23 protein-coding genes are annotated in these 26,267 nt (G+C 44.9%); 16 read left to right on the top strand and 7 right to left on the bottom strand.

Annotated elements, in window-relative coordinates:
• The first annotated feature begins 519 nt into the window (after nucleotides 1-519).
• The 4 genes from BUR09_RS00330 (at nucleotide 520) to BUR09_RS00315 (ending at nucleotide 7,505) form a co-directional block, all read left to right on the top strand.
• The gene (locus tag BUR09_RS00330) at nucleotides 520-2,928 is read left to right on the top strand and encodes a sensor histidine kinase (RefSeq protein ID WP_084539268.1); all 2,409 of its coding nucleotides are present in this window, start codon (nucleotides 520-522) and stop codon (nucleotides 2,926-2,928) included.
• 21 nt (nucleotides 2,929-2,949) lie between these two features.
• Nucleotides 2,950-4,137, top strand: coding sequence for an ATP-binding response regulator (locus BUR09_RS00325; RefSeq protein WP_139296712.1), 1,188 nt, complete (start codon nucleotides 2,950-2,952; stop codon nucleotides 4,135-4,137).
• Nucleotides 4,138-4,270: 133 nt separating this feature from the next.
• Complete coding sequence (locus BUR09_RS16620) at nucleotides 4,271-4,390, top strand: methyl-accepting chemotaxis protein (protein ID WP_139296734.1); 120 nt, start codon at nucleotides 4,271-4,273, stop codon at nucleotides 4,388-4,390.
• A gap of 691 nt (nucleotides 4,391-5,081) precedes the next feature.
• Nucleotides 5,082-7,505 carry a mechanosensitive ion channel family protein gene (locus tag BUR09_RS00315; protein ID WP_175565963.1) on the top strand — a complete coding sequence of 808 codons (2,424 nt, stop codon included), beginning with the start codon at nucleotides 5,082-5,084 and terminating at the stop codon, nucleotides 7,503-7,505.
• A 128-nt stretch (nucleotides 7,506-7,633) separates the two neighbouring features.
• Here the strand turns inward: BUR09_RS00315 and BUR09_RS00310 are convergent, their stop codons facing one another.
• Nucleotides 7,634-7,996, bottom strand: a complete 363-nt coding sequence (locus BUR09_RS00310; RefSeq protein WP_074214979.1) for a cupin domain-containing protein — start codon at nucleotides 7,994-7,996, stop codon at nucleotides 7,634-7,636.
• A 452-nt stretch (nucleotides 7,997-8,448) separates the two neighbouring features.
• Here BUR09_RS00310 and BUR09_RS00305 point away from each other — a divergent pair, with 452 nt between their 5' ends.
• On the top strand, nucleotides 8,449-9,225 hold the full coding sequence (locus BUR09_RS00305; RefSeq protein ID WP_074214978.1) for a DUF169 domain-containing protein: 777 nt from the start codon (nucleotides 8,449-8,451) through the stop codon (nucleotides 9,223-9,225).
• Nucleotides 9,226-9,678: 453 nt separating this feature from the next.
• Nucleotides 9,679-10,317 carry a nitrite/sulfite reductase domain-containing protein gene (locus BUR09_RS00300; protein WP_074214977.1) on the top strand — a complete coding sequence of 213 codons (639 nt, stop codon included), beginning with the start codon at nucleotides 9,679-9,681 and terminating at the stop codon, nucleotides 10,315-10,317.
• A gap of 57 nt (nucleotides 10,318-10,374) precedes the next feature.
• Here the strand turns inward: BUR09_RS00300 and BUR09_RS00295 are convergent, their stop codons facing one another.
• From BUR09_RS00295 to BUR09_RS00275, 5 genes are all read right to left on the bottom strand, one after another.
• Nucleotides 10,375-11,280, bottom strand: coding sequence for an isoaspartyl peptidase/L-asparaginase family protein (locus BUR09_RS00295; protein ID WP_074214976.1), 906 nt, complete (start codon nucleotides 11,278-11,280; stop codon nucleotides 10,375-10,377).
• Between the two features lie 315 nt (nucleotides 11,281-11,595).
• A complete protein-coding gene (gene glgB / locus BUR09_RS00290) occupies nucleotides 11,596-13,518 on the bottom strand; it encodes a 1,4-alpha-glucan branching protein GlgB (protein ID WP_074214975.1) in 1,923 nt (640 codons plus the stop codon).
• A 23-nt stretch (nucleotides 13,519-13,541) separates the two neighbouring features.
• Complete coding sequence (gene glgA / locus BUR09_RS00285; protein ID WP_074214974.1) at nucleotides 13,542-14,996, bottom strand: glycogen synthase GlgA; 1,455 nt, start codon at nucleotides 14,994-14,996, stop codon at nucleotides 13,542-13,544.
• A 114-nt stretch (nucleotides 14,997-15,110) separates the two neighbouring features.
• Nucleotides 15,111-15,572, bottom strand: a complete 462-nt coding sequence (locus BUR09_RS00280) for an NUDIX domain-containing protein (protein ID WP_175565962.1) — start codon at nucleotides 15,570-15,572, stop codon at nucleotides 15,111-15,113.
• Nucleotides 15,573-15,918: 346 nt separating this feature from the next.
• Nucleotides 15,919-16,557 (bottom strand): L-threonylcarbamoyladenylate synthase, encoded by a 639-nt coding sequence (locus BUR09_RS00275; RefSeq protein WP_074214973.1) that lies wholly within the window; start codon nucleotides 16,555-16,557, stop codon nucleotides 15,919-15,921.
• Between the two features lie 106 nt (nucleotides 16,558-16,663).
• Here BUR09_RS00275 and BUR09_RS00270 point away from each other — a divergent pair, with 106 nt between their 5' ends.
• Together BUR09_RS00270 and BUR09_RS00265 are read left to right on the top strand one after the other, a co-directional pair.
• Entirely contained in the window at nucleotides 16,664-17,143 is a 480-nt protein-coding gene (locus tag BUR09_RS00270; RefSeq protein WP_074214972.1) for a 23S rRNA (pseudouridine(1915)-N(3))-methyltransferase RlmH, read from the top strand.
• A 75-nt stretch (nucleotides 17,144-17,218) separates the two neighbouring features.
• Nucleotides 17,219-17,434, top strand: coding sequence for a hypothetical protein (locus tag BUR09_RS00265; protein WP_074214971.1), 216 nt, complete (start codon nucleotides 17,219-17,221; stop codon nucleotides 17,432-17,434).
• A gap of 365 nt (nucleotides 17,435-17,799) precedes the next feature.
• Here the strand turns inward: BUR09_RS00265 and rsmG are convergent, their stop codons facing one another.
• Nucleotides 17,800-18,444 carry a 16S rRNA (guanine(527)-N(7))-methyltransferase RsmG gene (gene rsmG, locus BUR09_RS00260; RefSeq protein WP_074214970.1) on the bottom strand — a complete coding sequence of 215 codons (645 nt, stop codon included), beginning with the start codon at nucleotides 18,442-18,444 and terminating at the stop codon, nucleotides 17,800-17,802.
• Nucleotides 18,445-18,631: 187 nt separating this feature from the next.
• Between rsmG and BUR09_RS00255 the strand changes: the two genes are divergently transcribed.
• The 8 genes from BUR09_RS00255 (at nucleotide 18,632) to BUR09_RS00220 (ending at nucleotide 26,243) form a co-directional block, all read left to right on the top strand.
• Nucleotides 18,632-19,588: an ACP S-malonyltransferase gene (locus BUR09_RS00255; protein ID WP_139296711.1), complete on the top strand. Its 957-nt coding sequence runs from the start codon at nucleotides 18,632-18,634 to the stop codon at nucleotides 19,586-19,588.
• Nucleotides 19,589-19,894: 306 nt separating this feature from the next.
• Nucleotides 19,895-21,541, top strand: a complete 1,647-nt coding sequence (gene argS / locus BUR09_RS00250) for an arginine--tRNA ligase (RefSeq protein WP_074214969.1) — start codon at nucleotides 19,895-19,897, stop codon at nucleotides 21,539-21,541.
• Between the two features lie 24 nt (nucleotides 21,542-21,565).
• Nucleotides 21,566-22,372, top strand: coding sequence for an SPOR domain-containing protein (locus BUR09_RS00245; protein WP_074214968.1), 807 nt, complete (start codon nucleotides 21,566-21,568; stop codon nucleotides 22,370-22,372).
• A 100-nt stretch (nucleotides 22,373-22,472) separates the two neighbouring features.
• Nucleotides 22,473-23,279 carry an MlaE family ABC transporter permease gene (locus BUR09_RS00240; protein WP_074214967.1) on the top strand — a complete coding sequence of 269 codons (807 nt, stop codon included), beginning with the start codon at nucleotides 22,473-22,475 and terminating at the stop codon, nucleotides 23,277-23,279.
• An 18-nt stretch (nucleotides 23,280-23,297) separates the two neighbouring features.
• Nucleotides 23,298-24,116 (top strand): ABC transporter ATP-binding protein, encoded by an 819-nt coding sequence (locus tag BUR09_RS00235; protein WP_139296710.1) that lies wholly within the window; start codon nucleotides 23,298-23,300, stop codon nucleotides 24,114-24,116.
• Between the two features lie 37 nt (nucleotides 24,117-24,153).
• On the top strand, nucleotides 24,154-24,600 hold the full coding sequence (mlaD, locus tag BUR09_RS00230; protein WP_074214965.1) for an outer membrane lipid asymmetry maintenance protein MlaD: 447 nt from the start codon (nucleotides 24,154-24,156) through the stop codon (nucleotides 24,598-24,600).
• A 119-nt stretch (nucleotides 24,601-24,719) separates the two neighbouring features.
• Nucleotides 24,720-25,373, top strand: a complete 654-nt coding sequence (locus tag BUR09_RS00225) for an MlaC/ttg2D family ABC transporter substrate-binding protein (protein WP_074214964.1) — start codon at nucleotides 24,720-24,722, stop codon at nucleotides 25,371-25,373.
• Between the two features lie 12 nt (nucleotides 25,374-25,385).
• Nucleotides 25,386-26,243 (top strand): MlaA family lipoprotein, encoded by an 858-nt coding sequence (locus tag BUR09_RS00220; RefSeq protein ID WP_084539266.1) that lies wholly within the window; start codon nucleotides 25,386-25,388, stop codon nucleotides 26,241-26,243.
• Nucleotides 26,244-26,267: the final 24 nt, after the last annotated feature.

Genomic DNA, 26,267 nt, shown 5'->3' with positions numbered 1-26,267 from the left:
AAAACTAGCTGCGGAAGCTAGAATCTTTATCACAGAAATTCGTAACAGTAACTTAGCATGTTTGCAGAACAAAACAAATCTCTCCAGCGATTTTAAAGACAGTCTAAGGAGAGTTCTAAACACACTCATCGTGATCGGTCAGCGGCAGAACAACTACCTATAGCCTAACCATGCCTGCCTCCCTAAAAACACACCAACTCACATGCCATCACTTGTTCCCTAAAAAGGTAATACCAAGAAGACTGTCTCGATAATTATTGCCAAAAAAGTCATTACGATCGGTTCAATGAAAGCACTTGGGAAAAGTACAACTTCACCCTATTCGAGTTCACGACATCGCCAATAATCTCACTCCATATAAAGTTAATCACAAAACGGTCCTACCTATCTGGTAGGACCGTTTTTTAGATTCAATTTTACGAAGAATGGAAAATGCTTTGAATGCAATAATCATGGGATGACTGTGTGTATAACGTACACTGGTTAGAGCCTGAATCATAGACTGTGAGGGGTGATGGAATGAAACGATGCCAACTCTCTGTTTATTTATTTTTGTTGGGAGTGATCTGGACTGCTTCGGTCATGCTGCCTTCATCGTTATATGCCCAGAATGAACCACGACATATTCTGCTGCTGAACTCATATCACCAACGTATGAAATGGGTGGAAAATATCACCCGCGCAGTGATTGATGTGTTGGAGCCTGAAAAGAACAATTTGGTAATCCATATTGAAAATATGGACACCAAGATGGTGTTCTCAAGGGAATATTTTCTCACTTACAAAAAACTGCTTGCGGAGCGTTATAAGGGCATTTCTTTTAGCATCATTATTTCTTCAGACAATTATGCTTTTGATTTCTTGCGCTTCCATCGTGACGATTTATGGCCAAATATTCCCGTCGTCTTTTGTGGTGTAGCGGATTTCAAGCCGTACATGCTGGAGGATGTTTCATTTTTTACTGGAATTGAAGAAAGGCCTTCCCCCCGTACCACCGTAGAGCTAATGCTCCGCAACCATCCTAATATCAAAAAAATATTCGTGATTAATGATTACTTGAAGACAGGTGAAAGCTGGAGACGATATATTATAAAAGAGCTCATGGGGCTTGAAGGCCGGGTGGACATTGAACATAACGTTGAAGAGCCTATTGGCCGTTTGCGCCAGAAACTGCTCTCGCTGGAGAAAGACACCGCTGTTCTACTCGGGGTCTACTTCAGGGATAGCGAAAAGCAGCAGTTTTTTACATTTGAAAAAGTCGGTGAACTGCTTACGGCAGATACGCCGGTTCCGGTGTACTGTCTTTTGGCGTTCAACTTACGCAAAGGCGTTATCGGAGGAGATGTAATCAGCGGATACTATCAGGGAGAGGCGGCTGCAAAAATGGCAAAGCGTATTTTGGCGGGAACAAACGTTAACAGTATCCCCATTGCTCGTACTGGCGCAAATAAGTTCATGTTCCGCTATCCTGAACTGCAGCGTTGGAATATTGCTGAAGACTCTTTGCCTGAGGGAAGTATCATCTTGGACCGCCCCGTTACATTTTTTGAGCTGTATCGAAAATATATTATTATAGTTGGAGTCTTAATTTTTGTCCTTTTTATTATTGTCCTTCTTCAGATGATAGATATTGCACGGCGAAGAGTTGTTGAAAAGGCATTGCGTAAAAGTCGCAGGCAATTCTCTGTTCTGTTAAAAAATATGCCCGGGATGGCATACAGAAGCGTGTTCGGTTCCAATTGGCTTATGCGCTTCGTAAGTGATGGGAGTAAGGAACTTGTAGAATATTCTCCTGAAGAGTTGCTGGAGGATGGAGGTGTTTCTTTCTCGTCACTTATTGTTAGTGACGACAGAGAGAAAGCCAGAAAGACTATTAATAAACAACTTGAGCACAGTGATAGTTTTACTGTTGAATATCGTCTGCGGTCTTCAACAGGCGAAGTGCGCCACGTATTAGAACGGGGACGGTATGTGGAAGAAGTAGAAGAGGAAGCAGAAGAAGAGGCAGTGCTGGAGGGATTCATAACCGATATTACAGATCTCAAAAACACACAGGCCGAGCTGGCCGCGCTAAACCAGGAACTGGAGGAGCGCGTACAACAACGCACTGCCGAGCTGGAAATGTCTTTAACGAATTTGCGAAACGCACAACAGCAGTTGGTTGAAGCTGAAAAACTAGCATCACTTGGTGGCTTGGTTGCCGGAGTTGCTCATGAAATTAACACGCCGTTAGGCATCGGTTTGACGAGTACTACCTACCTGCAAGAACGCCTTGCAAAGCTTGAAGAGGAGTACAAGGCAGGAAGCTTCAAACGTTCAACACTTGAGCAGTTTATTCAGGTTGCCGATGAGGGCTTGGTTGCTGCCGTCACTAATTTGCGTCGGGCTGCCAGCTTGGTGCAAAGCTTTAAGCAGGTCGCAGTAGACCAGACTTCTGAAGTGCTACGCGAGTTCGAATTGTACAGTTATCTAGGCGAAGTGCTTACAAGCTTACGTCCACGTTGGAAACGTTCATCGCATTCCGTTGAGTTGCGTGCCGAAGGAGATACCGAGAGAACTATTGTTAAGACGTATCCCGGTGTAATTATGCAAATCATGTCGAATTTGATAAGCAACTCGTTGGTGCATGGTTTTGAAGAAATGGAAAATGGTGTTGTGGAAATTGTCTTGAAGCGTACTAATGGGAACATCTGCATTGATTACCGAGATAATGGAAAAGGCATGACACCGGAGCAAAGACAGCGAGTTTTTGAACCATTCTTTACGACAAAAATGGGCAGTGGCGGTTCTGGGCTCGGTATGCATATTGTGTGGAATCTTATAAAACATAAGCTCAATGGAGTTATTGAATGTCAAAGTGAACCCGGTCAAGGTGCCAGATTTATTATTACGTTTCCAATATCGCCTAAGCCGGAAACAGAGAGTTAAGCCTAAAAGGGGGTGTGGCCTGTGGTAGTTGATGAAGATCTATTGTTTGCTGATGAGGAAGAGTTTGAGCCAGCCGTTCGAGAACCGCAGCGGTGGCGAATACTTATTGTGGATGATGAAGAAGAGGTTCATACCGTTACCCGCCTCGTTCTTAATGATTTTACCTTCGAGGGACGCAAACTTGATTTAATTAGTGCCTATAGCGGCAAGGAGTCTTTAGAGCTGTTACGGGATACTGAAGATATAGCCGTAGTGCTTTTAGATGTCGTGATGGAAGATAATCATGCCGGTTTGGAGGTCGCAAGACGCATCCGTGAGGATTTAAACAATCCATTTACCCGAATTATCTTACGCACAGGACAGCCTGGGCAGGCTCCTGAGAATAAAGTTATTTCTGAACTGGATATTAATGACTATAAGCAAAAAACAGAACTGACAGCGCAAAAGCTATTTGTCACTATGACCACTGCATTACGTTCCTTCCGAGATTTAAAGACAATAGAGACAAATCGTAACCGTCTATTACAGCTGGCAATGTCTGTTGCTCATCAGATTCGTAACAGGACCATGAGTATTGCAGGATTTGCCAATATTGCCGTCAGGGAACTTATGGCTGGAGAAGATGTTGTTTCGCATCTAGATACCATTCGAACAGAGGCCTCTCGACTGGAAGCGATGGTAGCTTCTGTTTCCGACTTTGCCTCACTCTCGCGTGGAGCGAAAGAGGATCTATTGCTGAAGCCGGTTATAGACGAAGCATATGCTGCAACGGAAAAAAAGCTTGCGTCCAAAGAAATCAGTTTTGCAGACGTTGCAACACTGAGTGTTAATGTTAACGATCTGAGGATTGAGGCAGATAGGGACCTCATTGTCCGCATGTTGCAAGAGTTGTTGATGAATGCTGTAGTGTTCAGAAATGAAGATTGCCACATAACAATTACTGCTGAGCCACTTGGAGAGGGTTGTATACTTAAAATCAAGGACAATGGCGTAGGAATGAGTCCAGAGACTGTAAGTTATATTTTTGATCCATTTTTTTCTTCTCTTCCTGATGGGGTGGGCATGGGACTTTGTACGGTCAGAAAAATCGTCGACGAACATGGCTGGGAAATATCTGTAAGTAGTACTGAACATAAGGGGAGCACTTTTGAGATAGTGATACCGTTCCTTTCCGGTAGAGCACCTAGAGAAGAGAACAAACAGGGCTAATCTTCCTGAACAGCGCGCGGATGATCCTGCCACATTTTTGTGAAGCAGTTTGTGTTGTATACACAACAAAACAACATGAAAGAACTGGCAAAACGGGCCTGATACATCGGCGAAGTCATGACAGCAGGTTCCGATAACACCGCCCTCCCTTCTGACCCTGAATGCCGCCATTAAGGCAGCTCATCCTGAAGATGCAGGACATGGATTTGCCATTGTTACTTACGAGGCCCGTAATCTTGCCGAAAAAACATAACTGCAACAAATGAAGTAAAATCGACTATCAATGTTAACATTGAAAACGTCAACGAATCAGTGAAAGACTTAAAATGCCAAGGGTCTAGCGGACACTTTAGGGCAAACTCTCTCAAACATCGTCAACTTATCCAATGATAGGATTAAGCCTGATTAGCATCATCGCAACAGCTTCCGAAAAACAATCAGCCACCTCAGAACAGATCATTGGTGCAGTCCTAAAAGCAAACCACATTTTCGAGCCCCCCTCAGAAATTATATACCAATCAAAACAGGTCCAAACGAAACAGGAACTAAGATCCATTACTGGACAGCTCAACATCCCAATGCTGCGTAGCCATCTTCAATAGTTAAGAGAGGCTCTCTCAATTTAAGCCTAACTACAAACAAAGAGGGGGCTTACAGTTTGGTAACTTACACTCCCTCAGCCTCCCTACCAATCCACCAATTTGTTTTTAATCTTAATTAAAGGGCGCCATTAACAATGAGGGTTACAAGATCCTCACGTAAAGCAATGTACTACTCAACACATTGTGCTATGCTTACAAGGTAACCATCAACGCAGATTTGCTTCCTACATATAAGCGGAGGAAATGATGCCAATAACAAGCTTAGCCAACCTCAGCACCCTAAAGAAAATTTTATTCATTTTTCTCATAAGCAGTTTCATTGCTATACAACAGACGCCAAGTATGGCTCTGGAAACCAAGTCATGTCCGGCTCCTAACCCACTATGCCCGCCCGACACTTCAAGCCCTAGAGCAACTCTAAACAGCTTCTTAGCCAACGTAACTATCGCTATTGACGGCTGGAGAAAAAAATCAAACAGCCCAAGAACATATCAAGCCTTCCGACGTGCCGTAGATACTCTGGATTTTTCGACTACCCCAAAAGACTCCACGACGGTGGTTCAAATTGAGCGAATTATAATGCTCAAAGAAATTCTGGATCGCATCTCTCTACCACCTGACGATAAAATACCGGATGCCGCTGAAGTCAGAGCAACCTACCTTACAACGTGGACAATCCCCGACACTAAAATCAAGATAGTTCGAATTGCCAATGGACCACGACGTGGCGAATTCCTCTTTTCACCTGAAACTGTTCAAAACCTTAAGCAGTATTACAAACGAATTAAACAGGAACCATACAAAACAAATTCCACAGCGGGTATTTATAACGAAATCATAAATGGTAAACATACTGCTTACAGCTTTGAAAGGCAGGCTCGCTTTCGGCTAAGACCAGTTGACACCTCAAGTCCCCGCAGTACGTTGGAAGGGTTTCTTGACAGTGTTAACCGTGCCTTCGCGATCATCACTAAAGTCAATCAATCACACTCCACAATGACAAAAGCTAAAATCCTGGAAGCACAACAGGCTGCAGATGATCTTTTTGAACGGGCTATTGATACGCTAGACCTACACGACGTTCCTGTAGCTCATCGTGAGGATGTCGGCATTGAGTCCGTACTGCTACTAAAAGAAATTATAGACCGCCTTCCTCTTCCTCAGATTGACTTTGTCCCAGATGCCGCCATGGTGACAGCACAATTGGCCTCTCAAAAAGAGATTCATGGAAAATCATATCAATACCACTGGCGCTTTCCAAACACAGAAATTGAAATCGTAGAGATAAAAGAAGGAGAAAGACAAGGGCAATTTCTTTTTAGCGCAGAGACTGTGAGGCGCCTTCGTCATTTCTATCAACAGATCAAAGACCATCCATACCGCCCAGACTACCTAACAGCAGCATCTCCAGAAGAATATATCCCTCCCGAAAAAACGGAAGGGTTTTACAACCATTACATCTCAACCCCTGGAGTTCTCGTTCCTCAGGCCCATCTCTTAAGCACGTTAATTAACAACTTTCCTGACTCATTAAAAAAAGCATACGGGAAACATCCTCTTTGGCAATGGCTTGCCTTAGCGTTCAGCATTGCTTTCATACTCTTAACAACCTACATGGCCTTCCGTTTTATATGGGTTCCAGCAAAATCACAAAAAAGACCACTCCGAGACTGGCTGAGATTATTACTCCCTCTCGTAATCATCTCAGCAACATACATAGGTGTTTATTTTCTAACTAAAGAAGCCAACCTTACAGGTGATCTTCTGGTTACTGTTGTAACCGGAGGCAAGGTCCTTTTAATTCTCGTTTCTGCGTGGGCTGCATTCTCGTTTTGCAACGCAGCAGCAGAAACCATCACAACTTCTCCGCTCATGGCTAAAGAAGGTTTCAATGCCACTATCTTAAAATTAACTTCACGTGTCCTCGGAGCCGTTGCTGCTGGTGTAATTATAGTCAAAGGAGGCCAAAGACTCGGTCTCGATATGCTCCCGTTATTGGCAGGTTTCGGTGTTGGTGGCTTAGCTGTCGCACTGGCAGCTAAACATACCTTTGCGAATATTATTGGTTGCCTAACCTTGCTTTTTAACAAGCCAATTAAAGTAGGAGATTTATGTCGTTACAATGGCAAACAATGCACTGTGGAACACATCGGATTAATTTCCACACGAATCCGATCAAGTGAAAGGACCATAATCACCGTACCAAATGCTGACTTGGCACAGATGGCTCTGGAAAACTTGCAATTACGCGACAAACGACTTTTCAATACGGTTATTCAACTTCGTGACGAGACAACGCCTGAGCAAATGCGGTGGATACTGATAAAATTACGCGAGCTACTTCTAGGTCACCCAAAGGTTACACCAAATCCTGCTCGAGTCCGTTTTATAGGATACGGCGATTTTTCCAAGGACATTGAAATCTTCGCATACCTGAATTGCCAAGATCAAAATACGTTTCTTGCTATTCAGGAAGATATTTTTCTACGAATCGAAGATATTATAAGTGAATCAGGAAGCAGCACAGCCTTCCCTTCACAAACAATCTATACCAGTCGAGACAATGAAGTGAACCTGGAACAATGCCAACATATTGAATCTGAAGTTCAAAAATGGCGCTCAAAAGGGCAGCTCCCCTTCCCTGATTTTTCTGAAGAACGCCGAGAAGAGTTGCTGGATAAACTTGAATACCCTCCAAAAGGATCACAAAGCGAAAAACCATTATCCGGTCCTTCAAACCCATTAAAGAATAAACCGAAAAAATAACCTACGACCAAGCATCAAAAAAAACATTGTACCAAAGGACAGGGGAAAATACTCTCCTGTCCTCTTCAAGAACCTTTCGTGTCCTTACCTAAGCACTCTACAACTGCGAGATGCGCATATGCGCACGATCATAACCGCACAATATCGTCCTCACCTACATATTCACCACTTTGCACCTCAATGACTTCGAGATTCAACTTACCAGGATTTTCCAAGCGGTAAACCATACCAACAGGGACGTACTTTGACTCACTTACTGTCAGTAACTTTTTTTCATCACCACAAGTAAGCAACGCTGTACCACGCACCACAATCCAATGTTCTGCCCGATGATAATGTTTCCGTAAGGACAGAGCCTGTCCGGGATATACCGTGAGCCGCCTTACCTGATATCGAGGACCTTCCCCCATGACTTGATACGTTCCCCAAGGACGAAACACTTTATGAAAACGTGATGGAGTTTCATAGCTACCGACTCTTGTTTCATGCATTTCAATATTCCTTTTCTCTTACCCCATACTCATTTATCTACCTGCACACACTGTCACACCGACATACGATGTTCCATCATACTATAGAGCGGCAAATTTCGTACAGAGTCTGAAAGCAACTCTACCGGTTACAAGCAAAAAACGGAGAGGGGTTGAGCTGGAATTCGCCTTTCTTTATTCTATGCACAGCACTTATCTATTTATAAAAAAAGAATAACAAACTGTTATTCAACAATCTTAAACCACGACATGTGAATAAAATCACAAAATTCAACACCTAGACTAAGAAAAAATAGACTTTGCTTGTGAATTAATGTGACTTACTTCTTTTTTCAGCTTTCTTTGCTGGCTACATGCCGCATTGGAAATTCCACTTTCACAAAACAACGAGATCAACCACCTACCTTGGTGGAATGACTGAATCTTCACAAGAAACAAACGGGAGAAGAATCATGTCCGTAGACTTTAAAGAAATGCAAGCAACCCTGATGCGCGAAATGCGCCTCTATCACTACCCGATTGCAATCAAATTTTTCTATGATCAGGCAGAAGCTGATAAGTACCTCGAAGAGAACGAAGTACACGTACCAGTAAAGCCAATGACTTACTGCCAGTGGGAAATTGCTGCACGCATGAAAGGTCAAAACGTATACGGCACAAAAGAAATGCTCTATTGCTCCAACGCTCATTACAGCTTCGGCTGGAAAGGTCTTGATGAAGCAGAAGTAAAAAGCCACGCAAAATACACACGCAACCCTGAACAAGCGAAGCGTTTTATTGAAACTAAATCCCAGATGCCTGAAGGGTTGATCGGCATAGCTGTTATGCCGCTCGCAAGCGCAACTAAGACTCCGGACGTTGTTCACTTCTATGTAGATAACATGCAGGCATATCACCTTGCTGTTGACTACATGGCGGCTACGGACACCCACCCTCTCCGTCCTGCAATCACCATGAACTCCTCTGCCTGTGGCGGCACTGTATTCTCTTATATTACGAACGAGTTCAACATGGTTCCGTCATGCTCCGGCAGCTACAACGCAGGTAAAACAGAACGCGGTGAAATCAACGTTATGATCCCTGGAGAAAAGATGATCGCGACCTACGAACGTCTGCTCGAACGCATTGAAAATCTCGGTAGTTCTTCCATTACTAAACCTGGCGACGGCTTCCCTGGTCAGGATGTATGTAAAAACTGTCCGCTCATCATCTTCAAAAAATCTAAATAAACATTCTCATATGAGGGGCGGTACCCACATGCCGCCCCGATTTAGAACACAAGTTAGGTGAGGAGGTTAACGAGGTAAGTCTTCCCCTGTTCTCAACAAACGCCAAGTAGTATTCTTCCTCTGATATTACGCCGTTTTTCTTGCTTCTGGCAGATCTCCAGCGAAATGAAACGTTATCTCAACTAGCAATTCAAGGATCACACTCTTGAATGTTATCCCATTCCAAGCGTAACTTTTGTTTCTGTATTGCAACATTCATTCAATTTTATTCATTATCGCAAAAAGACCACCCACCATACATTTTACAACACACTGTTTTTACAAACATTAGATCGTGACAAAATTCATTATCTAATTCTCCCTTGCACAAGGTAAAACTGTTTTGCTATCTGAATCCTTTGCTTCAAACGAAACGTAATTTTTCGTATGTACCATCATATATTGGAGTCACACATGGCAACATTACCTGCAAGCGCACTTATTCAGCGCGACAAAGAAACATATCAGATTCGTCTCACCCCACCTTCCGGTGTTGTAACCGCAGACGAACTTCGTCAGCTCGCAGACGTAGCAGACAAGTACGATGTACCTCTTCTCAAAATTACTTCCGGTCAGCGTATCGCGCTCATCGGTCTTAATGAAGAAGACATGGCAAACGCAGCTGAAGAAGTACCATTCCGCATTGGTGGTCACTACATTCAGGCTTGCCCTGGTACCGACTGGTGTAAAATGGGTCAGTGCGATTCCTTAGGTCTCGGCAAAACCCTTACCGAAAAAATCGGCACCCTCAAAACTGCTGCTAAAATCAAAGTTGGCGTTTGTGGCTGTCCTATCGGCTGTTCCGAAAGCCACATCCGTGACATCGGCTTCATTGGCGGTAAAAAAGGTTGGACTATGGTTATCGGTGGTAACTCCGGCTCCCGTCCACGTATCGCAGATACTCTCGCGGACAATCTTACCGAAGAAGAAGCTCTCGATCTTCTCAACCGCTTCCTCACCCACTACAACGAAACTGCTAAGAAAAAGCAGCGCGTAGCTCGCTACGTAGAAGAACACGGTATCGAAGCAATCCGTGAAGCAATGGGCGTATAAGCTCCCAAGCCACATTTACAATAAAAAAAGCCGCTCTATTTGAGCGGCTTTTCTTTTTTACGAATCCTTATGAACCGTAGTATGTATCGTACCATCCGGCAAAACATACGCATGGGCCATGTGATCTGTATTATGATAAATTCCGTAGTTACCGTCCTTATCCAGCAAGATAACCCCTGCATGTCCTTGCACTCGGCGATACAGCATTTCAATAGCCTCTTTTGCTGCTAATGATGCATCATGTTGACTCAGGTACTCACACGCCTTGGCGCACATAAGCGTACGGATAACTCCTTCACCGAATCCTGTGCAAGAGGCTCCGCCCAGTTCGTTATCGGCATACACTCCAGCACCACAGATAGGGGAATCCCCCACACGACCCGGTAATTTGTATGGGGTACCGCCTGTAGACGTTGATGCTGCAATATTACCATCTTTATCAAGGGCAACTGCGCCTACTGTGCCTTTCGGCATTGGAGCAAAAGCATCATGGGTTGAATACCCGTCCTTACTGCGAAGTTTTTCATACAACTGCAGCTCTCGCTCTACAAACAGATCACGAGGATCACACTCTGTGAGTCCTTGTTCACGAGCAAATCGCTCAGCACCTTCGCCTATAAGGAAACAAAATTCTGTTTCTAAAACCTTGCGCGCAATGTCTACCGGAGTCATAAATCGACGAACACCAGCAACCGCGCCAAAATTTAAATCTTTACCGTCCATAATGGATGCATCAAGCTCAATCTGACCATCAGCATTCAACACTGCTCCACGGCCTGCATCAAATGTATCATCCTTTTCAAGAACATTAATCGCAGCCTGAACAGCATCAAGAGCACTCGCACCCTGCAACAACAACGGGTATGCTGCCTCAACAGCGTTACGGCACCCATCAAGGTGAGCCTGCTTGCGATCGTCAGGAATTGTCCATGCACCACCGTGAACAATAATTTTCGGTTCCATTATATCTCACCTTTTTTATCGGCGATGCCTCCGGCGGGCAGGGCGTTGCCCTATAACCCGCAAGGAAAGTCACCCCCCTTGACCCTAACAAGTAATATTTATCGCCTTACATAACTATCAAGCAGTACTCGTACAAAAAAAATGGCGCAAGAACTTCTGTTCACAGCGCCTTAAAACCACAACTCAATATCCCAAAAACGTCCTCACTCGCCTAATCGTAGTCAAACGGGCACTCCTCTCGCGAAGATACAACGCACTGGCACCTTTGCACATCGAAGACAACACAACTCAAGCACTGCAGGCACATTCTTCTCCCTATCGCCCACCTTGATACTTCAAACATATGGCACCCAGTGGAGGAAGTGTAAGTTCTATGAATCCTTCGCCACCAAAGTCGTCCGAACATGTCTCTATTGCCCCAATGTTTCCGACATTGGAGCCCCCGTAATACATACTGTCGCTATTGAGAATTTCTTCCCACACACCGCATTTGGGACTAGCAACACGATAATGATGTCGCACCACAGGAGTGAAGTTAAATATCCAGAACAGAGGAGCACCATCGCCCCCCATACGGACGAAGCTTATTACAGACGCCCCATAATCAGAAAAATCAACCCACCTGAAGCCCTCCCAGCTAACATCGTCTTTGTGCATAGCTTCTTCAGTTACCAGCATGCGGTTAAGGTCCCGCACGAGAGTACGAATACCATCATGTGCAGGAAATTGAAGAAGACACCAATCTATTTCCTCCCTTGGGTTCCATTCATTCCACTGCCCGAACTCACTCCCCATAAAGATCATCTTCTTACCAGGGTGCGCCCACATGTATGAGAACAGGAGCCGAAGGTTGGCTTGTTGTTGCCAAACATCGCCACTCATTTTGCTCAAAATTGTTCCCTTTCCGTGCACAACTTCATCATGGGATAGCGGAAGAATAAAGTTCTCACTAAAGGCATAGAGCATACTGAAAGTAAGACTATTGTGGGCGTAACTTCGATAGATTGGATCAGTAGAGAAATAAGTAAGACTGTCGTGCATCCAGCCCATATTCCACTTGAACGTAAACCCGAGCCCCCCTGTATAAAGAGGGCGAGAAACTCCCGGCCACGAGGTGGACTCTTCGGCGATCATGGCCACACCTGGAAACTGCTCATGCGCCACGCGGTTAAGCTCCCGTAAAAAATCTATTGCTTCAAGATTTTCACGTCCGCCGTATTTATTCGGACACCACTCCCCTTCACATCGGGAATAATCGAGATACAGCATGGAAGCGACGGCATCTATGCGAAGCCCGTCTATATGAAACTCACGCAACCAGTACAGAGCATTTGAAAACAAAAAGTTACGAACTTCATGCCGCCCATAATTAAATATGTACGTTCCCCAATCAGGGTGCTCACCAAGTTGAGGATCAAGGTGCTCGTAAAGCGCACTTCCGTCGAACCGTCCAAGGCACCAGTCATCTTTAGGAAAATGTGCTGGAACCCAATCAAGAAAGATACCAATACCTGCGTTATGCAACGCATCGACAAAACCTTTAAATTCTTCCGGCGTACCAAATCGAGATGTTGGCGCATAGTAGTTACTGGTTTGGTAACCCCATGATTCATCAAGTGGATGTTCTGCTACCGGAAGTAATTCTACATGGGTAAAGCCCATGTCCTTCACATAGTTAATGAGCAATTCGGCAATTTGCCCGTATGGCAAGAACCCGTCGCTTTCGGAATCATGATCACGGCACCATGATCCAAGATGAACTTCATAAATAGATATTGGCTGATCCAAGGGAGGACCTTGCTTACGCCGCTCCTGCATCCACTCATCATCTGCCCATGTATAGTTGTCCAGCTCCCATGTACGAGAAGCAACACCGGGACGAAGCTCACAATAAAAAGCAAAGGGGTCAACTTTGTATACATCCCGCCCATCTTCTCCTAGGACGCTGAACTTATATAACTGACCTTTCTGTACTCCGGCAACAAATGCTGCCCATATGCCAGATTCTCCCACTGGGTACAAAGGAAGTTCTCTGAAATGCCATTCGTTAAAATCACCAGCAACGTGTACCTCCTGAGCATTCGGTGCCCACACTGCAAAGCGGTATCCCTTCACGCCATCTACCTCAACCGAATGCGCTCCAAGGAAACGATATAAATCCCAGTGCGTTCCTTTGCCGAATAAATATAAATCAAACGGTTCAAAAAAAGCCGGAACGCTCTTTAATTTACCCCTCATTATATGCTCCAAATTCTATACTGTTACGTGCGCAGGCCAAGCTCTTTGTATAACGCCACATACTCGTTAGCAGCCTTGTCCCAAGAGAAATCCTTCGCCATGGCTCGTCCGATTATCCTCCGGAACTCGCGAGGGTTATTTTCCCATACATCTATAGCGTCACTAATCGAATCAATAAAAGCACCACTGTTAATGTTTTCGAATGTAAACCCAGTGGCATGAGGGTGCGGCCAAGACATTATTGTATCATGCAATCCGCCTACAGCACTGGCTACCGGAATGGTACCAAACTTCAATGCATACAACTGGGTGAGGCCACATGGTTCATATGTTGAAGGCATTAAGAATATATCCGAAGCTGCCTGAATCTTATGGGCAAGCTCTTCTGTGTAATCCACAATTGTGCACATTTTTTTCGGATATGTTTCCATGTAATTGAGGAGAGTAGCTTCACGTTCCAGATTACCTTCACCAAGCACTACAAGCCCTACATTTTTCTCCATAAGCTCAGGAATAACATCCACCAGCATATTCACGCCCTTCTGCTTTCGCAGGCGTCCAATGAAGCCAAGCAGAGGACGTTTCTTAAGCTCCGGATCAAGCCCAAGCTCTTCAATTAAACTACATTTGCAGGTTCGTTTTCCCCGAACATTATTTCTTGTATATGCCTTAGCCAGGTACTTATTATTTTCAGGATTCCAAACGTCATAATCTGCACCATTCAAAATTCCATGCAGGCGATCTTTACGTGCCATCAAAACATTATGCAGATCACAACCGAATTGCTGTGTTAAAATTTCTTTGGAGTAGTTTGGTGATACGGTGGTGATTTTATCTGCGTACGAAATGCCAGCTTTCATGAAGTTAAAATCACCATAAAACTCAACGCCATGCATTGACCATGCGGAAGGTGGAAGGCCACAATTTTCAAAAAGACGCGATGCAAAACGTCCCTGAAATGCAAGATTATGGATAGTAAATACGGAACGAGTGTCTTCCCAGAACGGGTTCTTCATACGATTATAGTAAAGATACGCAGGTGAAAGCGCAGCCTGCCAGTCATGCGCATGGATAATCTGCGGGGCAGTTTCAAACCGCTCCATCAAGCTTTGTGCTGCTCTGTTAAAAAATATAAAACGCTCAGCATTATCAAAAAAATCACCGCGATGATTACAATAATAAAAACGCCTGTCGAAATATTCACTACGATGAATAAAATAGACAGGCATTCCTTTATAATCAGCTTGATACACGTCCGCAGTAATCGGGGCCCAAGGATACCCCACCGGAACATCTGACCATGCGAGACGAATATCGTATTCAGCAGTACCTATTCTTCCATAAAAAGGCGTAATTACCGCTGTTTTAATCCCTTTATTGTGTAAAGCCAAAGGTAACGCACCCAAAACATCTCCAAGACCACCCGTTTTTGAAAACGGAAAAATCTCAGATGCGATAAATACTACGTCTGCCCCCACACTATGCTCCTCGTTAGTTTGCGTATTGAAAGGTCGACATTTATAAAAATGTCGACCTGCAACAACAATAGCGTAGCAGTATTTTTCAGGACATGATTTATCGATTTTGACGCGTTACTTATTCAATCGTTTGAGACGCTTTGCAAAATCCTCAACTATTAAATTATGGTCAAACACTATGTGCGGCAAGGACTCCAGCGGGAAAAAGCGAGCATTTTGTGCATCATCACCAGCCGTTAAAATAGAAACATCATTTGCCACAGCGCTATATGCGACGCTCATTGTGTGGTGTCTTGGATCTCTTGTAGGGTCAGAGTACACACCAATGAGTTCGGTTAGAGTGACATCAAGATTCGTCTCTTCCTTTGCTTCACGGATTGCAGCCGCCTCACAGGTTTCCCCATAGTCAATAAAGCCCCCAGGCAATGCCCACCCATGCGGTTCATTAGCACGCTCTATCAACACGACGCCCTGATTGGGGTCATAAATAACGATATCAACTGTAGGCGCCGGATTTCGGTACATGGTAACAGGCGCAGAACAATTAGGGCACGGTATATCATAAGTTATACTCATGAGTCTCTCTCCTTTATTACATAGCGTGAGTAGGTGTAGCTTAAGTATAACGCGTAAAAATAGTACAACAAAAAAGCACCTCCCTGACCACTAGAGAGGTGCTTTTTAAAAAAAGAAGGATATGAAGGGATATCTGCACAAAGGGTGCCATAACGCTCCAAAGCTTATTAGAATCTTCGCAAGCTCCGGTATCTATAGCATCCCGAAAAACATGCAAAAAAATCACATCCCAGCTTCTGTAAAAAGATTTGAACCAACCTAAAAAAATGCCAACAGTTGTACAAAAAACTTTTTACTTTCAATCAGCTCTACGACTGTTACCATTTTCAAGTATATCTCTAGAAAATTATGCGCCTGCGACTCGCGGCACAACTGCTAATCCAGAGGTGCGCAGTTCAATCTCAGAAACAGCACCATTACGCACAATCCGTACTGCACGGGGACCAACAATCTCAACCAATGTTGATGCCAAACCACCTGCCGGTGCAGGTTCAAGATCGACCACACCTGCCACATTTTCTGTCAGTTCCGGATCAAGTGCAGACGCTGCGGTCACTGCAGGACGTCCGCTCATATTAGCACTGGTTGAAACCAATGGAACGCCTGCTTCAATGCACAACTTTTGAGCAACTGGATGCGGGGTTACACGCACGGCAACCCTACCGGTTTCACCTGTAAGAACTGGAGAAATACGGTCAGATGCAGTCACTAAAATAGACAGGGAACCTGGCCAGAAACGATTAGCCAACGCATGCACGATATCTGAAGAAACATCTGTTACAAGTCGCAATTGATCAATGCTTCCGATAAGTACCGGTAAAGGCATGGAGCCAGAACGTTTTTTTGCCTTGTAAACAGCCTCTACTGCAAGCGGATCAAGCGCGTTGCAGCCCACTGCATAAAAAGTTTCAGTGGGATAACAAATAACTTCTCCCTGTTTGAGGGCAGTTACAGCTTCGGAAATGCTAAGTGTTGAGACAATCATAAACCTACCTCTATCCTTTTCATTGAGAAACTGCCCATTAAACGGTACACAGGCAGCCAATACGGATTCAATAACCCGATTATATCTCCAATGATGGAGTTTCTACATGATTCAGCTCAAAATTATTGCCGTTGGCAAAATTAAAGAACGCTTCTGGACAGATGCAGCCGATCACTACATTACCCGCCTGAAGCGTAGTTATAAATTTCAAGAAGTCATCGTTAAAGACGGCAATGCTAAGATGAAGCCGCTTGAACGAAATAACGATGAAGGAAAACGAATTCTCGCTGCCCTTTCTCCAACAGATATACCTATCTGCATGGATGAGCACGGAAAAACATACACCTCAGTAAAATTTTCTCAAATGCTCGACAGAATCGGCATGGATAACAACCGTACTCCGACCCTCATAATTGGTGGCGCGTTCGGTCTTTCACAAGAAGTACTGCAAAAATGCCAGTACAAAATCAGCCTGTCACCCATGACCTTCACACACGAAATGGCGCGCGTAATTCTATACGAACAGCTCTACCGTGCCGACGCTATCCTTCGCGGTAGCCCGTATCATCACGTTGAAATCAGATAAATAAAAAACATATATTTTTTTACCGCTGCCCCTCCTGCTTCATGCAGGAAGCCAGACCAAAGCAAGGAGAACACCATGGCTGCCTTACAAATGAAATACCTTCAGGAACTCGAAGAATACATGACCTCCGGCCGTATGCAGGAAGACTTTGAATGTTCCCCAGAGGAACGCCGTCTCGAAATCCTCGAATTCCTCGAAACTCTCATGGATGTAGCCGAAGTTGCAGATGAAACAGCAACCAAGCTTATCTTTAAAAACTCTCAGCTTGGTGCCCTGACTGGTACTAAGTAACATCTGTGATACGCGTTATGCCTCCAGCAGCCAGAGAACCTTTCTGTAGAAAGGCTTCTGGACTCTCCAAAGACTTTTAGCGCGTTTTCCACATAGCCTCGCGGCTTATGCACCTATTACCTTTCACGTAACAAAAGGGCCGTCCTGACTATGCAGGGCAGCCCTTTTTCTTTTTTACAACAAGGCCAACAACAGAAAGTTAATTCCCTTGCGGCTACCAACAACTTAAGAACCGGGCATTCTTCGCCCCTAAAAGTTTCTGGAGATTCTTAAGAACCTCTTGCAAGAAGTTCTTAAGCCGCCGGAGGCAAAAAAGCTGGTAACCGACGCCGGAGTCATTCGCCAACGTCACATGCCGTAACAGCTTATGCTTTCACCAACGACCAGAAGTATCTGGTGTCCTTACCTACTTTGTAAAAAATTTCTTTTTCGACACTCCAACCTTCTGTAAGGTCTGCTGGCACAGTCTCAAGCGCAAGAATGACGATTCGACCTTGCGGCTTAATATTTGGACCGACGAGCTCAAGAAGCTTTTTCCATGGCATGAATGCCCGACTCAGCATTAGGTCTGCTGGCTCATGTTCATCCATGAAATCCTCTACACGTCCCTTATACACATCGGTGTTACGTATGCGCAGACGCTTAACAGTCTGCTCCATAAACATGGCGCGTTTTTCCCGCACGTCAACAAGGTAGTATTGTCCTTCCTGCCAGAGTGCTCGAAGTGGAATGCCGGGGAGTCCGGCACCAGCACCAAAATCCCACGTCGTCGGTGTTACAGGAAGTGGTAAGGAACGCAAAAACTCGTTAAGATGTAAGCTGTCGATAATGAGAATGGTAAGGACATCCTGCCATGAATAGGGACCTACGAGGTTCATGACCTTATTCCACTTCATGACAAGGGTGAGGTACCCTGTGAGCGCTTCGAGTTCTGTCTCTGAAGGGGTAAAACCTTCTCGCTTCAGAAGGCTGGCAACATCTGCAACGGTTGGAGAATCATTTTTCTTCACGGTATCTATCCTTACTTATATAAAAGTGCCTTTGTAACTATGTTACTGACACTAGAAGTTCTTCAGTAAAAGCTTAATCGGCTTGGTACTGTACCTTGTGGCCTCTTGCAAGTGAAACTGAGATAGCCTATTAGGCTGTACCAAGCGACTTACGTAAAATTGAATCAAACCAAAATGTGAGCATAACATGACAATGAACACCGATATAGCTGTTCTTTTTCCAGGACAGGGCTCTCAAGAGCCAAATATGGGACGTGATGTAGCAGAAGCAAATGCAGACATCATGTCTTTGTGGAAAAAAGCTGAAAAAATCAGCGGCATTGACCTTCGTGGCATTTACTGGGACGGTGACGAAGCTGCAATGGCAGACACCCGCAACTTGCAGCCTGCACTTACTCTGGTAAACCTTGGCCTCTGGATTGAAGCTTCCGGCTCTTTACGTCCATCCTGCATGGCTGGTCACTCTCTTGGTGAATTCAGCGCACTTGCAGCATCCGAAGCTCTTTCCGTTGATGCAGTTATTGAGGCAGTATCTCTTCGTGGCCGCCTTATGGCAGACGCCGATCCAAGTGGCACTGGTGCTATGGCAGCAGCAATGAAAATGAAGCTTGAAGCTGTTGAAGCTGTTGTTACAGACGTTGCAGAATCTACAGGGGAAATGATTCGCATCGCTAACTACAACACTCCAGGCCAGTTTGTTCTCTCCGGCACCAAAACTGCGATTGCAGAAGCTGGTGCTAAAATTAAAGAACAGAAAGGCCGTGCGATTCCGCTGAAAGTATCCGGCGCATTCCACAGCCCGCTTATGGCTGACGCAGCAAAAGAACTTTCCAGCTACTTTGCAAAACTTTCCTGGAATAACCCTAAGTACCCTATCTACTGCAACGTGACTGGCAAACCTGCCACCACTTCTGCTGATCTCGCAGAGATTATGCCGCAGCAGATGACATCTTCCGTATTCTGGATTGATACCATCACCAACCAGTTCAACGCTGGCGTTCGTCAATTTGTTGAAGTTGGTCCTAAAGGTGTTCTTTCCAAAATGCTCGGACAGATCCTTAAACCAGTTGCAGACTCTTCCGAATGGGAAAGCCTGAATCTGGGCAGCCTTGAAGCTGTTGAAGCTTTCAACGCAGCAAAATAAGCTTATAATCGGCCGCGGAGCAAATTTGCTCCGCGGCCGAATTTACTCCTAAAGCACGTCTTTTCAGTCGTCGAAAAGTTTGCTAAAAAGATTAGTTCCTTTCTGGTCGCTTTTTAATTTTTACACATCTTGCAAGAATATTTAGCGCTATCAGATACGGCTGCACGTCGGCCTGAGGGACTTTTTCGGGACAATATCCCGTCTTTCGGAAACTATCCGAAGATCATACGCTAGACCCGCTAAAGCATGTACACACGTTGCTTTAGCTTACTTGATATACTTAACTTTATACGTGAATGGAAAGACATGCGCGCTAAGAATCATTTATACACAGCCCTGCAAGCAATTGTGGCTGACCTTGATCTTGAATGGCCTGCCAGAACAACCATTGAACCTCCAAAAGAGAAAAAGTTCGGCGACATGGCAGCTAACATCGCCATGGTTCTGGCTAAACCTGCAAAACGTAACCCGCGCGAACTTGCTTCCCTCATCGCTGAAAAACTCATTGAAGATCCAATGATCGACAACGTTGAGATTGCAGGCCCGGGCTTCTTGAACATCACCTTCTCCATTGATTTCTGGAGAAGCACCGTTGCTATCATCGATGAACGTGGCGAAGGCTACGGCTCTATAGACCAGGGCAAAGGCAAAAAAGTTCAGGTTGAATACGTTTCTGCAAACCCGACTGGTCCACTGCACATTGGTCACGGTCGTGGTGCAGCAGTTGGCGACAGCCTTGCGCGCCTCCTGCGCTTTGCCGGATACGATGTACACACTGAATACTACATCAACGACGCAGGCCGTCAGATGCTTATCCTTGGTCAGTCTGTTCTTTTCCGTGCACGTCAAATTGCAGGTGAAGACCTTCCTGATCCAGAAGATTTTTACCGTGGCGACTACATTAAAGACATCGCAAAAGAAGTTCTGGAACAGCATCCAGACCTGCTTGAAAAAGACGATGCTCTTGAAATCTGCCGCGAATACGCTCTCAACCAGATTCTCGACGGAATCAAGAAAGACCTTGCTGAATTCCGTGTAGAACACCAGAACTGGTTCTCCGAGCGCTCTCTCGTTACCGCTGGTGCAGTTGAAAAAACCTTCAACCGCCTTAAAGAAGCTGGTCTTGCATTTGAGCAGGACGGTGCTCTCTGGTTCCGCACCACTGAATTCGGTGACGACAAAGACCGCGTACTCCGTAAGTCCGACGGTTCCCTTACTTACTTTGCTTCTGATATTGCGTACCACGACAACAAATACGACCGTGGTTTCGAACTGAACGTAGACATCTGGGGTGCTGACCACCACGGTTACGTTCCTCGTATGCGCGCAGCTGTTGAAGCACTTGGTAAGCCGAAAGACAGCTTTGACGTAATCCTTATCCAGCTTGTTAACCTGCTCCGCAACGGTGAACAGATTGCTATGTCCACCCGCGCAGGCCAGTTCGACACTCTTGAAGAAGTTGTTAAAGACGTTGGCTGCGATGCAGCACGCTTCATGTTCCTCTCCCGTAAAAGTGACAGTCACCTCGACTTTGACCTTGAGCTGGTGAAACAGAAGTCCATGGACAACCCTGTGTACTACGTACAGTATGCAAATGCCCGTATCTGTTCTGTCCTGCGAAAAGCCGCAGAACGCGGCATTGCTGTACCTGAAAAAGCAACTCCTGAAATTCTTTCTGCAATAAAAGAAGACAGCGAACTTGACTTGATCAAACTTCTCGATCAATTTGAAGATGTTGTTGATTCAGCAGCACGCCAGCTTGCTCCTCACCAGATTAGTTTCTACGTGCAGGAACTCGCTAGCGCATTGCACAGCTTCTACGCTAACAACCCAATCCTTAACGCTAAGGATGAAAACGTGATTGCAGCACGCCTTTGCCTGCTCCAGAGCGTTTCCAAGGTTATCCGCAACGGTCTTAACCTCGTGGGTGTTGAAGCACCTGAATCTATGTAATTTAACACTAGGATGTTTGCCTGAATGGGCTTTGCACCGACTACATCAAAAGATAAAGACACAGGGAAAAAGATTTTCACTTTTTCCCTGCGTCTTCCTGAACTGATTGGCCTGAATGTTATCATTCTTGTCGGCTTTGTCTGGGTCTTTATCTTCGGCCTTCTTGTAGGTCGCGGGTACCAGCCGGAAGAAGCTGTTCCTGAACTGAAGCATATTATGCCTTCACAACAAGTTGCAAAAGCTCCCCCTGTGCCTGTTGAACAGAACATAGGTGCAAAAAACTCTACACAGTCCAGCAAAAAAACATCCGCAGCGCTTCCTCAAAGCACTCAACAGCCAACCTCAGTTGCTGAAAAAAAAGGAAGCGTAATTGAACCTGAGCAGCTAAACTTCTTTGAACAGTTAAAAGCCAAAGAAGCGTCAAATAGTCCTGCCACTGCACCAAAACCTAAAACAGCACATGTTGCTGCAAAGCGTCCTGCGCCTACTCCTGTTGTTGCCGAACAGGTTGTACCAATGCCTAAAAAGGTAGCAACAGCCAACCAGCCTGCACAAAAAAAAGAAGCAGCGCTTGAAAAAAACACTGCCACTTTTGAGTACATCTATCAGGTTGCCGCTTCCACCAACAAAGAGGCTGCTACAAAATTACGCAACACCATATCTGCCAAAGGGTTCACAACTTCACTGGCAACTGCGGTAATTAAAACTACTAAATGGTATCGCGTAAACGTCCATTTTATCGGGACTCCTGAAGATCTTTCAACCTTCAAAAGTCGGCTTGCAGGCGCAGGGTACAACAAGCCTTTGCTGAGAAAGAAAAAACAACGTTAACAACTTACTACAGTAAGTTTTGCAGGCTTCTCTTGACGGACTGATAAGAACTTCACTATCATCGTTCGACTCAATTTTCGACCACAAGGAGCCTGCACATATGCAAAAGCAAACAGGCATCCAGGCTAACCCGATAGCTACGCTGGGACGCTCAACTATCGACTTCATATCTAGTCTGGGGGAAATCTTTCTTTTTCTGCTAGAAGGTGTACGCCTCATCTTCTCCTCACCGAAACAGCTGACAAAAATCATCCGTCAGATGTACTTTATCGGGTCAAAATCCCTTTTTGTCATTTCTCTTATCGGAATCTTTACCGGTATGGTGTTAGGACTTCAGGGATATTATACACTCGTTAAGTTTGGATCTGAAGGTTTACTCGGAGCAGCCGTTTCTCTCACCCTTATTCGAGAACTAGGACCTGTACTGACAGCAATCATGATTACCGGCCGCGCCGGCTCTTCCATGGCTGCTGAAATCGGGGTGATGCGTATCTCTGACCAGATCGATGCACTTGATGTTATGGACATCAACCCAATAGCATATCTGGTTTCACCACGCATTGCAGCCAGTATTCTTTGCTTCCCGCTACTCACGGCACTTTTCGATGTAATTGGAATTATAGGTGGTTATTTGACCGGTGTCGCCATGCTCGGTATCAACTCTGGAGTCTATTTCCACAGAATTAATACCAGCGTTGAAATGTCCGATATTAATGAAGGCTTCTTAAAAGCGTTAGTCTTCGGAATTATTGTTGCGACAATTAGCTGCTACCAAGGATATAACACCCACAAACGAAAAGACAGCGTCGGTCCTGAGAGTGTTTCAAACTCCACAACCGCTGCTGTTGTACTTTCCTGTGTACTCATTCTGGTAAGTGACTATGTAATCACTTCCTTCTTGTTATAACACGGGATGGATGAATTTATGCCAACAACTACTTGGGACATTGAGCTAAAAGACCTTTGGGGCGGGTACAACAATACTAAAATCCTTAAAGGGATCAATGGGTCGCTTCCGGCAGGAAAAATCTCCGTCATTCTTGGCGGCTCCGGTTGCGGTAAGTCCACCCTGCTTCGGCATATTCTCGGGTTGAACCGTCCAATGGAAGGAAGCATCCACATTGGTGGACACGACTTTTTTGCAGTGGACTCAAAGCAATTCAGAAAAATCCGCCGTCGTATGGGAGTACTTTTTCAGGACGGTGCCCTACTCGGTTCCCTGACTCTCGGTGAAAATGTAGGGTTACCACTGGCAGAGCACACCAAACTTCCGCAGGAGACCATCCGTAAAATTGTACTGCACAAACTCGGACTTGTCGGTCTTGCGGATTACATAGACTACTATCCTAATGAGCTTTCCGGAGGCATGCGTAAACGTGCAGGACTTGCACGGGCAATTGTAATGGATCCACAAATTCTGTTGTGCGACGAACCAACTTCCGGTCTCGACCCGATTAACGCAGCTGAAATGGATCAACTACTGCTGAGCATGAAAGAACACTTCCCTGCCATGTCTATTGTAGTAGTAAGCCACGACTTAGAAAGTCTGTACAACATTGCCGACAATGTTCTCGTCATTAATCAAGGACAGGCTGCATACTGCGGTAACCTTGAAGGCTTAAAGAGCAGTGAAGAGACCTACTTAAAACAGCTTCTCGGACGCCAGCCGAACAGCGTAAAGCAGCCTACAATCGACCTTGGAGCGGATGTTCAGGCAGAACTATCTAAATGGCTTGAAAAGTAGTAGAATACTCTCAAAAATTAATATAAGAGCAAGCGCTATGAAATCATACTCAAAAGAAACCGCTGTGGGCATTTTTGTTTTAATCTGCCTACTTTGCGTCGGATATTTGACCATTAAGCTTGGTAAAATGCAGCTTGGGGCTTCCAACACATATACGGTTTACGCGAAATTTGAATCAGCAGCAGGGCTACGCGCCGGAGCAGGGGTGGAAATAGCCGGTGTACCTGTAGGTAAAGTTGCCGCGGTAACACTTGACCAGGAAAACTATCTTGCAGAAGTTGCCCTTGCGATTGAAAACGACGTCCAGCTAGGTGACGACGTAATCGCATCTATCAAGACAAGCGGTCTTATTGGTGATAAATACATCAAGCTTACGCCTGGAGGTTCTCCTGACCTGTTAGAAAACGGCAGTGAAATCACTGATACTGAATCTGCTGTTGACATCGAAGAACTCATTAGCAAGTACGTATTTGGCGGAGTTTAATTTAATAGAAAATTCGTATGTACTTTTACGCCATACCTGATACACTTACGAACTATCTATCTAATATAAAACACTTTTTAAACATCGTCCTTATATATCTCACATAGGGGGAAGGTTTTATGTCTAAAACCTACAAAAGACTTTTGTCGCCTATTATTAGCGTTTTCATTGTAACCCTGCTTTTTGCCAGCACAGCATTTGCTGATGCTAAGCAAGACGCAGAAGAAGCGTTGCAAAATGCTGTAAATGAAATCACAACTACTCTTAACAATGCAAACTTAGACAATGTCACAGAAAATAGTGTAGTTGTATCTCAGCTTGAAGCGGAAATTCTGAAAATTTTCAGCATGGAACAGTTCTCCATGCGCACAATCGGTCGCAAATGGAACACATTCACGCCGGAACAAAAAACGAAATTTAAAGATGCGTTTATTGAACTGCTTAAAGCGACGTACTTTAAACACGTAAGTAAATATAACGGACAACGCCTCGACATCCTGGGGTCCCGAACAAACAAATCCGGAAACAAAGTCGAAGTTCGCACTTCAGTAAAATACAAGAACGAAGACGTACCTGTTAATTACCGTATGCTGCGTGAAGACGGTAAATGGATGGTTTACGATGTACTGGTTGAAGGCGTCAGCCTTGTAAAAAACTACCGTACACAGTTCTCAGAAATCTTACGTAAAGGCACACCTGACGAGCTAATTGCTAAGCTTCAGGAAAAAGCCGTACAAGTACGTAAGCAGCAGGCTACAGCCGGTAAAAAGTAATTGAGGTAATTAATGCGAAACGGTTTTTGGCTTATTCTTGCTCTCCTCATTCTAAGCTCACAGCCAGTATACGCAGATGGTGAAATTCCTTTAGCAATGACTAAAGATACCTCTGTAACTACTCCCGTCACTCCGTTACTTTACTCTTCTGCTACGTTAATTGCAGAAAATGAAGTCCCAGCCAATGACGAAGATGAGTTTTTTGACGACGCTTCTGACTACTTTGACGATTCAGAGTACGAAATCGAAGACTCTGCCACTGCGGTAAGTGATCCTTTTGAAGGCTGGAACAGAGTTTGGTTCGATATCAACGACTGGATATACATCGACGTAGCTAAGCCTGCCCATAGAGCATACCGTGTAGTTGTTCCAGAACCTGTCCGAGAAACTTTCGATAACGCTATCGTTAACTGGTTTGGTATGCCGCGCCGATTTGTCAACGCACTCCTACAGGCTAAATTTGCTTTAGCAGGCATTGAGTTCTCACGTTTCGTTGTGAACACTGCATTTGGCTTCGGCGGTATGATCGACATTGCGAAAAATCTTAAGCCAGTTATTCCGTACACAGGTGAAAAGGAAGATTTTGGACAAACCCTTGGCGTATGGGGCGTTCCAGCAGGACCATACCTTGTACTGCCATTCTTTGGTGCATCTAACTTCCGAGATACCGCAGGACTAATCGGTGAAGCTTTCCTGCCACCTTCTCTAGACCCAGTTTACTTAAACTATGGTGTACTTGCAGCCGCACAGTTTAACGTATTAGATAAGCGCATTGTTGTGTACGAAAACATCGTCGGAACTGCCGTCGAACCGTACATCGGATTACGCAATGCATATTCTCAATTACGAAAAGCACAAATTGAAAACTAAAAATAGTCCTTAATAAAAAGGCAC

This window comes from Halodesulfovibrio marinisediminis DSM 17456, from assembly GCF_900129975.1.
GTDB classification, from domain to species: domain Bacteria; phylum Desulfobacterota; class Desulfovibrionia; order Desulfovibrionales; family Desulfovibrionaceae; genus Halodesulfovibrio; species Halodesulfovibrio marinisediminis.
The sequence above is the reverse complement of the archived record's forward strand: the minus strand, read 5'-3'. Positions and strand labels throughout refer to the sequence as shown.

Excerpts from the sequence above, each read along its gene's own strand:
- BUR09_RS00330 (WP_084539268.1), top strand. The coding sequence starts at position 520 with ATGAAACGATGCCAACTCTCTGTTTATTTATTTTTGTTGGGAGTGATC.
- BUR09_RS00315 (WP_175565963.1), top strand. The coding sequence starts at position 5,082 with ATGGCTCTGGAAACCAAGTCATGTCCGGCTCCTAACCCACTATGCCCG.
- BUR09_RS00310 (WP_074214979.1), bottom strand. The coding sequence starts at position 7,996 with ATGCATGAAACAAGAGTCGGTAGCTATGAAACTCCATCACGTTTTCAT.
- BUR09_RS00305 (WP_074214978.1), top strand. The coding sequence starts at position 8,449 with ATGTCCGTAGACTTTAAAGAAATGCAAGCAACCCTGATGCGCGAAATG.
- BUR09_RS00300 (WP_074214977.1), top strand. The coding sequence starts at position 9,679 with ATGGCAACATTACCTGCAAGCGCACTTATTCAGCGCGACAAAGAAACA.
- BUR09_RS00295 (WP_074214976.1), bottom strand. The coding sequence starts at position 11,280 with ATGGAACCGAAAATTATTGTTCACGGTGGTGCATGGACAATTCCTGAC.
- glgB (WP_074214975.1), bottom strand. The coding sequence starts at position 13,518 with ATGAGGGGTAAATTAAAGAGCGTTCCGGCTTTTTTTGAACCGTTTGAT.
- BUR09_RS00280 (WP_175565962.1), bottom strand. The coding sequence starts at position 15,572 with ATGAGTATAACTTATGATATACCGTGCCCTAATTGTTCTGCGCCTGTT.
- BUR09_RS00275 (WP_074214973.1), bottom strand. The coding sequence starts at position 16,557 with ATGATTGTCTCAACACTTAGCATTTCCGAAGCTGTAACTGCCCTCAAA.
- BUR09_RS00270 (WP_074214972.1), top strand. The coding sequence starts at position 16,664 with ATGATTCAGCTCAAAATTATTGCCGTTGGCAAAATTAAAGAACGCTTC.
- BUR09_RS00265 (WP_074214971.1), top strand. The coding sequence starts at position 17,219 with ATGGCTGCCTTACAAATGAAATACCTTCAGGAACTCGAAGAATACATG.
- BUR09_RS00255 (WP_139296711.1), top strand. The coding sequence starts at position 18,632 with ATGACAATGAACACCGATATAGCTGTTCTTTTTCCAGGACAGGGCTCT.
- argS (WP_074214969.1), top strand. The coding sequence starts at position 19,895 with ATGCGCGCTAAGAATCATTTATACACAGCCCTGCAAGCAATTGTGGCT.
- BUR09_RS00245 (WP_074214968.1), top strand. The coding sequence starts at position 21,566 with ATGGGCTTTGCACCGACTACATCAAAAGATAAAGACACAGGGAAAAAG.
- BUR09_RS00240 (WP_074214967.1), top strand. The coding sequence starts at position 22,473 with ATGCAAAAGCAAACAGGCATCCAGGCTAACCCGATAGCTACGCTGGGA.
- BUR09_RS00235 (WP_139296710.1), top strand. The coding sequence starts at position 23,298 with ATGCCAACAACTACTTGGGACATTGAGCTAAAAGACCTTTGGGGCGGG.
- mlaD (WP_074214965.1), top strand. The coding sequence starts at position 24,154 with ATGAAATCATACTCAAAAGAAACCGCTGTGGGCATTTTTGTTTTAATC.
- BUR09_RS00225 (WP_074214964.1), top strand. The coding sequence starts at position 24,720 with ATGTCTAAAACCTACAAAAGACTTTTGTCGCCTATTATTAGCGTTTTC.
- BUR09_RS00220 (WP_084539266.1), top strand. The coding sequence starts at position 25,386 with ATGCGAAACGGTTTTTGGCTTATTCTTGCTCTCCTCATTCTAAGCTCA.